Annotated in this window: 9 protein-coding genes; 4 read left to right on the forward strand and 5 right to left on the reverse strand. The window is 43.6% G+C overall.

Going from position 1 to position 9,280, the window contains the following annotated elements; all coding sequences use genetic code 11:
- Positions 1-84: 84 nt before the first annotated feature.
- From CXF82_RS03810 to CXF82_RS03820, 3 genes are all read right to left on the reverse strand, one after another.
- Positions 85-489 (reverse strand): YbaY family lipoprotein, encoded by a 405-nt coding sequence (locus CXF82_RS03810; RefSeq protein ID WP_102043683.1) that lies wholly within the window; start codon positions 487-489, stop codon positions 85-87.
- Positions 490-527: 38 nt separating this feature from the next.
- Positions 528-1,397 (reverse strand): acyl-CoA thioesterase II, encoded by an 870-nt coding sequence (gene tesB, locus CXF82_RS03815; RefSeq protein ID WP_101092278.1) that lies wholly within the window; start codon positions 1,395-1,397, stop codon positions 528-530.
- 65 nt (positions 1,398-1,462) lie between these two features.
- On the reverse strand, positions 1,463-2,362 hold the full coding sequence (locus CXF82_RS03820; RefSeq protein WP_101092279.1) for an SDR family NAD(P)-dependent oxidoreductase: 900 nt from the start codon (positions 2,360-2,362) through the stop codon (positions 1,463-1,465).
- Between the two features lie 339 nt (positions 2,363-2,701).
- On the opposite strand from CXF82_RS03820, the gene CXF82_RS03825 reads away from it, so the two are divergent.
- The gene (locus CXF82_RS03825; RefSeq protein WP_102043684.1) at positions 2,702-3,583 is read left to right on the forward strand and encodes a 1,4-dihydroxy-2-naphthoate polyprenyltransferase; all 882 of its coding nucleotides are present in this window, start codon (positions 2,702-2,704) and stop codon (positions 3,581-3,583) included.
- Between the two features lie 87 nt (positions 3,584-3,670).
- Here the strand turns inward: CXF82_RS03825 and CXF82_RS03830 are convergent, their stop codons facing one another.
- A complete protein-coding gene (locus CXF82_RS03830; RefSeq protein WP_102043685.1) occupies positions 3,671-5,074 on the reverse strand; it encodes an ammonia-forming cytochrome c nitrite reductase subunit c552 in 1,404 nt (467 codons plus the stop codon).
- Between the two features lie 68 nt (positions 5,075-5,142).
- The gene (locus CXF82_RS03835) at positions 5,143-6,354 is read right to left on the reverse strand and encodes an NnrS family protein (RefSeq protein ID WP_102043686.1); all 1,212 of its coding nucleotides are present in this window, start codon (positions 6,352-6,354) and stop codon (positions 5,143-5,145) included.
- A 382-nt stretch (positions 6,355-6,736) separates the two neighbouring features.
- Here CXF82_RS03835 and CXF82_RS03840 point away from each other — a divergent pair, with 382 nt between their 5' ends.
- The 3 genes from CXF82_RS03840 to CXF82_RS03850 all read left to right on the forward strand — a co-directional run.
- On the forward strand, positions 6,737-6,925 hold the full coding sequence (locus tag CXF82_RS03840) for a carbon storage regulator (RefSeq protein WP_101092283.1): 189 nt from the start codon (positions 6,737-6,739) through the stop codon (positions 6,923-6,925).
- A 158-nt stretch (positions 6,926-7,083) separates the two neighbouring features.
- Positions 7,084-7,701, forward strand: a complete 618-nt coding sequence (locus CXF82_RS03845) for an NAD(P)H-dependent oxidoreductase (RefSeq protein WP_102043687.1) — start codon at positions 7,084-7,086, stop codon at positions 7,699-7,701.
- A 2-nt stretch (positions 7,702-7,703) separates the two neighbouring features.
- A partial coding sequence (locus tag CXF82_RS03850; protein WP_102043688.1) for a monovalent cation:proton antiporter-2 (CPA2) family protein occupies positions 7,704-9,280 on the forward strand: 1,577 nt, incomplete at its 3' end.

Genomic DNA, 9,280 nt, shown 5'->3' on the forward strand with positions numbered 1-9,280 from the left:
CAGAGTGAATCCACTTAACACGCTAGCTGTTCAACTATCATCATAATAAAAGGAGCCTAAGCTCCTTTTATTAAATAATCAGTATTATGACTTAGGCGCAGGCACAGCTTTCATCAGTACTTCAGTGGTGAACTTACCATTGCTAATGACAGGGAAGCGATCATAGGTTTGGAAAATAACTTGGTTATTGAATTGGATCATTGCTACCACCCCATAATGAATTGAATCATCAATAGACTCCTCGGGTAACAAGAACTTAAACGGGACTGGCGCCCTTACAATGTTAAAGCTCTTCTGTGCAACAATAACCCCTGGAGTGTCTAAATCGATGATAGCGATCGTAATAGAGCATCCCTCTGGCAACGCTATTTTTTCCAGATATCCTGCGGCACCATTAACCATCACTGGGGGCGCTTCTGTTACTGTTACACATGCGGTTAGTGTTAATAAACACAGTAAAACGGTCCATTTCTTTAATGCTGAAATCATCTTTTTATCCTGAATATTTATCTTTAAAATAGCCTAAATTACGCTTTTTTAGTGGTCATGCGGATCAGGCCTTCTTGAGTTGCAGAGGCCACCAATTGCCCTTGTTGATTAAAAAACTGACCCGTTACAAAACCACGTCCACCACTGGCATTGGGACTCTCAATACTATAAAGCAACCACTGGCTTAAATCGAACGGACGGTGGAACCACATCGCATGATCGATGGTTGCCATACGCATACCTGGGGTGAGAAATGACACGCCGTGGGGTTGAGCTGCCGTGACTAAGAAATTAAAGTCAGATGCATAAGCCAGCAGATAATCATGTACGCACAGATTCTCTGGTACTTCACCATTTGCACGGATCCAAACGTAGCGCACAGGCTTAGAGGCTTTGCCTGCTAACGGATTGCTAGGATTAACTAAGCGCATCTCTATAGGAGTATCTGCCATAAACTTCTCTAACACATTAGCAGGTACTTTATCTTGCAGCGTCATGGCCAGTTCTTGCTGATTAAGCAAGCCTTCTGGTCCTGGCACATCAGGCATAACGGCTTGATGCTCATAACCCTCTTCATGGGCCTGAAATGAGCATGTCATATAAAATATCGGCCGGCCTTTTTGAATCGCTTTAACACGTCGAGCACTGAAACTGCCACCATCACGCATATTCTCTACGTCATAGACAATGGGTAATGTCTCATCACCAGCACGTAAGAAATAGGAGTGCAATGAATGCACTTTACGATCGGGAGAGACGGTTTGTTTAGCGGCACTTAGAGCTTGGCCCATCACTTGCCCACCAAACACATGACCAAAGCCTATATCTTGGCTTTGTCCGCGGAATAACCCCTCTTCGATTTTCTCTAAAGAAAGTAAGGCGAGTAAATCATCTAATACTTGACTCATTGGAACCTAAAATATTGCTACCATTATTGGCTAGCTTAACCCAAGACCCCAACGCTCGCCAGCTATTACTCTATGTCGATATTACGTTGCTCTGCCGAGGCTTTTGCCCATGCTAACACCTGTGCTTCACCCGAAGAACGGCCTCTATAAGGCTTAGAACGGTAGATATCACTCCAGCGGCTATGAATAATTTCCGGTGTACACTCTTCAGCTGTAAACCGGCTTGCTGCAAATTCAACAACTTCCGCGTGACTTATCCCCCCCGCTGCGGCAAAAATATGCTTTCCTGAATGGCATGCGGAGCTGCATAGATAGAGCATTGCAGATAGAACTGTGGTCTTGGAAAAAAGCGGTCTAACCGCCGGAGCAAGGTGCTCTGCTGTCATTTGAGTGACAGCATGTGGTGTAATCGTGTTAACGGCAATCCCGAACTCTTCACCTTCTAGGTGCAGGCTATTGACCAGCCCAATCAACGCCATTTTGCTGGCACTAAAGCTCGACTCATACATATCGCCAAATATTGAACTGGCACACGTCATAATCACTCGGCCATAACCGCTGCGCTTCATACTCGGCCATACTGCTTTAGTCATATTAAAACTGCCATGTACATCAACATCAAACTGACGTTTCCATGTCGCTTCGCTTAAGTGTTCAAACGGACATGAGTGATGTATGCCTGCATTGTTGATTAAAATATCAACTCGCCCCCAAGTTAACAGCACTTCATCAACCATCTGTTGCACCGCTGAAGAGTCACTGACGTCTAAGCAAAACACTTGCGCCTCGCCCCCCAGCGCTGTAATAGCGGCAGCGCAACTGCGCAGCCCTGAGTCTTTATTCGTTAATGCTTCATTGTCTATAATCACAACCCGCGCGCCACGCTCTGCTAACGCTATAGCATAAGCTCGCCCTAAGCCTGAAGCTGCACCAGTAACAATGGCAACTTGGTCTTCAAAACGCATATCCCTAGACCCTCAAACGTTATATTTAAGTTTTAGGTGGTGACTTCCCTGTAACACAATCAACAGCTCCAAGTACTCACAACCTATATATCGATACTGCTATTCAAGCTCGAAGCTCAATATTGCATACAATACTCATCGGAGGGTGTGCGCTAGATCTAAAATTTTAAACCGCTCTGCTCACCTAAGCCTCAAGTTAACGATAATGTTAACTTCGCCGCCATTAGCGACAGAAAATCCACTTTTTAGACGCTGTTAATTTTGCTATGCTATGAGGCCAGCACTCCTTTGTTACGTCGTAATCCTGCGATATATATATCTGTAAAGTAATTATAAATAATGAATCCATGGATCCTAGCAATACGCCCTCGTACCTTACCTGCGGCGATTGGGCCATTATTGGTCGGTAATGTTTTAGCACTGCAACTTGAACAATTCAGTGGGTTCATCGCTGTCACTTCGATGATCTGTGCCGTGTTATTGCAAGTTGCTGTTAACCTAGCCAATGACTATTTTGACTTCAAAAGTGGTGTAGATACTGCAGAACGTGTAGGGCCTATTCGAGTGACACAAAGCGGGTTGTTAAGCCCCACAGCGGTGCGTAATGCCATGCTCTTATCCCTTGCGTTAGCCCTCATTGTGGGCTCATTTTTAATCGCCCACGGTGGATGGCCTATTGCCCTGCTCGCGGCGGCAGCGGTTTTAGGTGCATTAGGCTATAGCGGCGGCCCTTACCCGCTAGCCTCACATGGACTAGGCGAAATCGCTGCATTTGTCTTTTTTGGACTTGTTGCAGTGGTCGGTAGCTACTTTCTGCAAGCTAATACAACCAGTACTAGTGCATGGTTACTCGGCTCGGCTATCGGTTTTCTTAATGCAGCGATTATGCTGGTCAACAACACCCGAGACATGGATACCGATATAAAAGCGGGTAAGAAAACACTCGCTGTGCGCATCGGCTTAGCGCAAGCACGGATTTTTTATCAAAGTTTAGTCTACTTACCTTTTGCCATTATTATTACAGGGTATTTGATGGGAGCACTCGCGGGTTTACCCGTGCTGCTTGCCGGTCTTGGATTTATCTTGGCGCGTAATCTGTGCCGTGATTTTAATGAAGCCACTGGCGCTGCGCTAAACCCTTTACTAGGGCGCACAGCTAAACTCACCATGATTTTTAGTGGTTTGTTTAGCATAGGCCTCATTATTGATTTGCTCTTCTAGCCACTGTCTCGTCGTAAAAAAGCCAGCTTATCTAAGCTGGCTTTTTTAACGAACACAATCTCAAGTTAATCAGTAATTGATATCTAATTACTCGTAGCCATGACGACTCACTTCAGACCAATTCTCATCCACTTCCTCTTTGATAAATATCTTCTTCGCTTCAGTCAGCTTGTCAAGCTCAATGCCGACCGCTGCATGGGCTGATGCTTTCGAGCTAATATCAGGGTAGTTAACACTCTTTACATCAAACTTGTTGAGAATTTCAGCTAACGAAGTACGCGCATATTTAACTTGTTTAAGGGCTGTATCAAGCAGTGCATTACCCTCTTCTGGGTTATGGGCATATAAACCATGAGATGCCATAGCAAAATCCCAGCGCCATTGAGAGTGACGAATGGCCATGATGGCGTCATTCATTAGAGGCCAAGTTGCGCCGGCATCCCACGCCGCACCAGCTTCGTAGTGCGCTTTTGCCAATAACCCTTCAACTTCACGCGCTTTAGCATTAATCGTTGCCTTGTTCTTTGCCAGTGAACTAATGATTTTTTGCTCACTCTTATGGCAGTTTTGACAAACTTGGTCAAAATGTTCCAATGCCTTACCCACTTTATGGCTGGTAAAGGTATTGCCATGCTCATCTTTGGTTTCAGGCATATGACAAGTAATGCATGTCACACCCGCCTCAGCATGTTTACTGCGACTCCAGTGTTCAAACTCTGGATGACGAGCTTTTAAGATGGGTGTTTGAGAAATAGGATGGATCCATTCATAGAAACGGCGAGTATCGTAATATTTCTCTATATCATCGGCACTATTGCCAAAAATCCAGGGGATATTAACTTTGTTACTGCGTTCTGGCTGAAAGTAATAAGTCACATGGCACTGGCCACACACTTGAGCACCTTTCATATTTTCATTTTGTTTATCAAAAGGAAGATGAACTTTCGCCATAGCGTCTTGAGCATGCGGGCGCGGTAACGCCAGCTCTGCTTTACCGTCGACATGACAATCGGTGCAATACACAACGCTGTTTATTTCTGTGCCAAGATCTGTAAAGTTCTTAGCAGAAAAGCCTTCGATACCGAGTTCATTCATTAACCGCGGTGCATCTGGTGTTTTACAAGTCCAACAACTTGCAGACAAACCTTTATCACCCGCTTTGGGTGGTACACCCGTACGCAGAGTATGAGTTATATCTGCCACCGCAAAATGGTGACCTCGCGGGCTATGGTACTCTTTAGCAAACGATGAACCGGCCCACAAAATAATAGCGGCTGGATAGCTGGCCAACATATCTTCACGCTCTGTTTGCTCTGAAGTTTCTAGCCAGCTTTTATATTGGACAGGAAACTTTTCTTTTAAGCTTATATCGCGCGCAGCTTGCTCTTTTGCTGCAACACTGGGCTCTGACGCCTGTGCTAAACTCGCAACGCTGGTCAAGGATATAAACAAAAAAGCACAGACCACTTTACCTAACATTTTTACACTCATCTAATTCTCTACTTACCTTAATTAATATTTGAAATTACATTTATAAATAACACTAAAAATAACAACGCCTAGCCTGGACGACCATCAACTCTTGGTTTTGATAGTATCGAAGCATAATTGACGACAAACATTGCAAACGCTAAAGACCAAAATGCGCCAGCCAACCACAACCATAGTTGATAATGCTCAGGTGAAATGATTGGCATTAAAGATCTTAATACTGCAGCAATTGGGATACATAAAAAGGCAACCGTCATATTTGGGCCTTGGTAGATATTTCGGCTGGTGTGGCCAAGCGAAACTCTTGAAATCATCGACAGGCAAATGCCCGCTAATGTACCGATACCAAATAGGTGTATCAAATGATGGTACGCCATGGTGTCGTGAATTTTTGCTGCAAGCGCCAACAAGGCTATCGGCAAAAAGAGGTACGCAATGTGTAATGACCACAACATCGGTTCTTTAAGGGTTTTATGTGGAAACCAACGTAACCAACGAATAAGGTGTAACACTCCAGCGATAAGTAAAAGCGCTTGTTCAACAGCCACTGGTAGCACTTTACTCATCGCTTGAATAACTAATACAACCATAGCCACAATAAGGCTTTTTTCAATCAAGGCGATTGGCGTGGGTTTAGTTTGCTTAATTCTTATTGCCGTAAAGAACGGAATAACCCGACCGCCAACAATAGTGATCAGTAGCCCTAACCACCATATCATCGCTTGCCAGATCTGTAGGCTAAGTGAAAAATCTCTCGTGCTTAGCGCATAATAACTAAGTAGGTTTATCGATAAAGCGGCCACCAGCATGATTGGAAAGCCAATATTTTGCCATTGTTTCACTTTATAGATGCAGCGCCAAAGTTTTAACGCTGTGAGCCCTAAAAATAATGAGTCAAATATTGCCGGCAGCCAAAGTGGAATAGAAACCGGCAACAGCAACATGATTCTTGCTATCAACCAACAGCCAAAGGTCAACGCCAACGCCCAACCTTTCATCCCCGGTTGGTTAGTCCACGTCTGTACTGACGTCAACAAAAAGCCACACACAATGGCAAGTGCAAAGCCAAACAACATCTCATGCGGATGCCACCAAAGCGGTACAACTTTAACCCAAAAGTCTGTTTGGAATAGGCTATGTTCTGGGAAAAACCATGTCAGTAGCCAAAGCGGTACAAACAACATGGCAACCAAAGCGCCGCCTAGAAAAAAAGGTCTAAAACCTAGCCTAAACAAGGCGGGAATTTTTTCTGTCGCTGCTGGGTCGTCAATATTTAACATCGTTTTGCTTTACCTTAAAAATGCATTTTATATATACCTTATGTAATACCTTTAGTGTATCGACCAACAAATTCGATAACAATTGATATCCATGTTGTTTTTTACTTCTGTGAACTCTGTAGTTATCCCTCTGATCTTATTATTCCTTTAGAGGTATTCATTGGATGTTAATAAACATTAAATGAATAACTACCAGACTTAACCTTGCTTTACCCGAGAACCACTAACAAGTGATCCTCTGTAACTTTTGATTTTTATTAAAATATCGACTAGTAAAACTCGATAATGCAGCGTAAAAGACCAAATCAGCCTTTCTGTTGAGCCACCCTCCTGCAAATATTAGTCTAAACTAGGAGCAGCAGTTCATATACAAGGATGTATTATGTTAATTCTAACCCGCTCAGTGAACAGTGCGATTATTCTCAGCAATATCTACGATGAATATGGCAACTCTTTAGGCGAAATAGAGATCAATATTTTTAAAGATAACCGCATAGGTGTTAAAGCAGATAAATCAATTGATATCATTCGTGCCGAAACCCTAGAAACAGAACGAAACTTAGGCATATAGCCATCTCTAATAAAGCTCAATTCAATAGCACGCTTATCCACGGACAGGCGTAATAAAAATGACCTAAGTATCAATCTACATTCAAAGTTTGTTAATGCTTCTAGTTCTCTGTGCTAAATTAAATAACAGATAGTTAGGATGATTAAATTGGACAAATAATGGTTGATGCTGCAAAAAAGATCCTCGTACTTTACGCCCACCCCTCTCAAGAGCGTTCTGAGATAAATAAACCACTATTTCGTGCCACTCAACAACAGGAACATGTCACCGCAGTTGATCTATATGCCGAATATCCCACATTTAGGATTAACATCGACAAAGAGCAACAACGACTCCGAGATCACGATGTTATCGTATTCATGTTTCCACTGTATTGGTACTCTACGCCCGCGATTTTGAAAGAGTGGCAAGATCTCGTACTTGAATACAACTTTGCTTATGGTGCAAACGGTAATGCCCTTGAGGGGAAAACATTTTTGTGTGCCATTAGCGCGGGAGGTAGTGAAACTGCTTATCAGGCAAATGGTTATAACCATTTTACCTTAAGGGAATTACTCCATCCGCTAGAACAAACAGCGAGCCTCACAGGGATGACTTACCTCGCCCCTTTTGCCCTTTTTTGTGCCCGCAGTGCTTTTGACGAAAACCGCGTACATTCACATATCGAAGATTGGCTGAGAATCTTATCCGCATTAAGCAATAATACCTTAGATATAGCGCTCGGAAAGTCACTCGAAAAACTAAATGAAAATCTCAATATTTTGATAAGGGACTGATAATGACCGCTTATTTTATACAAGCTTTTATCTACCTAGCGGCCGCCGTTATTGCCGTCCCGCTGGCTAAGCGGTTAGGTTTGGGGTCGGTATTAGGATATTTAATTGCCGGAGTCGTCATTGGACCCATAGCGGGTTTAGTGGGCAATGAAACAAGTACCTTGCAACACTTTGCTGAGTTTGGCGTGGTGATGATGCTATTTTTAGTCGGTTTAGAGCTTGAACCTCGCATGTTGTGGAATATGCGTCATAAACTCATCGGCTTAGGCGGTCTTCAAGTTGGACTATCTACATTGGTGGTTATGGGCATTGCATTTGCTTTCGGCTTTAATTGGAGTATTGCACTTACTATCGGTATGATTTTTTCACTGTCATCAACCGCGATCGTGCTGCAAACCTTTAATGAAAAGAACCTAACCAAAACAGAAGGCGGTAAAAACGCATTCTCTGTACTGCTATTTCAAGATATCGCTGTCATTCCTATGTTGGCGCTAATTCCACTGCTAGCGCTGCCAGAACTCATAGAAAAGGCACAGTCAGCCGCAGCCACCGCGGCAGAACATCATGAACAGATGTCTTTGGTCGCTGGCCTACCGGGTTGGGCGTATGGCATTGTTGTTTTAAGCGCTATCGCTATTGTGGTTGTCGGCGGCAATTACTTAAGCCGGCCATTGTTTCGATACGTTGCCAGTTCTAACTTGCGGGAGATTTTTACTGCGACAGCATTAATGTTGGTCATCGGTATTGCGGCGTTAATGAGCCTTGTTGGATTATCTCCCGCTTTAGGTACCTTCTTGGCCGGCGTCGTATTGGCCAACAGTGAATTTAGACATGAACTTGAGTCCGTCATCGAACCTTTTAAAGGTTTATTGCTCGGCCTGTTTTTTATCACTGTAGGGGCGGGTATCGACTTTGATGTACTGGCCACCAATATTGGCCCAGTAATGGCGATGACTTTAGGTGTTATTCTCATTAAAGCAACGGTATTACTGTTACTGGCAATGATCTTTAAGATCAAAAATAGCGACCGCTGGTTATTTGCATTAAGCCTTGCACAAGCTGGTGAATTTGGTTTCGTACTTCTGAGCTATACCGTACAAAACCATGTCATTCCGGTTGATTTAGCCCAAATACTGTCTCTAGTGGTAGCTATATCGATGTTCCTCACGCCTGGACTCTTTATTTTGTTTGATAAAGTCATTTTGCCTCGCTACGAGCAAACAGAAAACATGCGAGAGCCTGATGTTATCGATGAGAAAGGGACGGTCATCATTGCGGGGGTTGGTCGATTTGGTCAGATAGTGAATCGCCTTTTAGTGACTAATGGCTTTAAAACCGTGGTGCTTGATCATGAGGCTCAACAAGTTGAAAACCTCAGAAAGATTAATACCAAGAGTTTTTATGGTGATGCAACTCAACCCGACTTGTTGCATACCGCGGGTATAGCAGAAGCCAAGATGTTGGTGATTGCCATTGATAATCCAGACCGAGCGGTTGAACTCACCGAATACATCAAACATACCTACCCTAACGTAATTATCCTTGCCAGGGCGTTTGATAGAAGTAACCTCTATCGACT

It is taken from the genome of Shewanella sp. GutDb-MelDb, assembly GCF_002836075.1.
In the GTDB taxonomy this organism is placed as follows: domain Bacteria; phylum Pseudomonadota; class Gammaproteobacteria; order Enterobacterales; family Shewanellaceae; genus Shewanella.

Excerpts from the sequence above, each read along its gene's own strand:
- CXF82_RS03810 (WP_102043683.1), bottom strand. The coding sequence starts at position 489 with ATGATTTCAGCATTAAAGAAATGGACCGTTTTACTGTGTTTATTAACA.
- tesB (WP_101092278.1), bottom strand. The coding sequence starts at position 1,397 with ATGAGTCAAGTATTAGATGATTTACTCGCCTTACTTTCTTTAGAGAAA.
- CXF82_RS03820 (WP_101092279.1), bottom strand. The coding sequence starts at position 2,362 with ATGCGTTTTGAAGACCAAGTTGCCATTGTTACTGGTGCAGCTTCAGGC.
- CXF82_RS03825 (WP_102043684.1), top strand. The coding sequence starts at position 2,702 with ATGAATCCATGGATCCTAGCAATACGCCCTCGTACCTTACCTGCGGCG.
- CXF82_RS03830 (WP_102043685.1), bottom strand. The coding sequence starts at position 5,074 with ATGAGTGTAAAAATGTTAGGTAAAGTGGTCTGTGCTTTTTTGTTTATA.
- CXF82_RS03835 (WP_102043686.1), bottom strand. The coding sequence starts at position 6,354 with ATGTTAAATATTGACGACCCAGCAGCGACAGAAAAAATTCCCGCCTTG.
- CXF82_RS03840 (WP_101092283.1), top strand. The coding sequence starts at position 6,737 with ATGTTAATTCTAACCCGCTCAGTGAACAGTGCGATTATTCTCAGCAAT.
- CXF82_RS03845 (WP_102043687.1), top strand. The coding sequence starts at position 7,084 with ATGGTTGATGCTGCAAAAAAGATCCTCGTACTTTACGCCCACCCCTCT.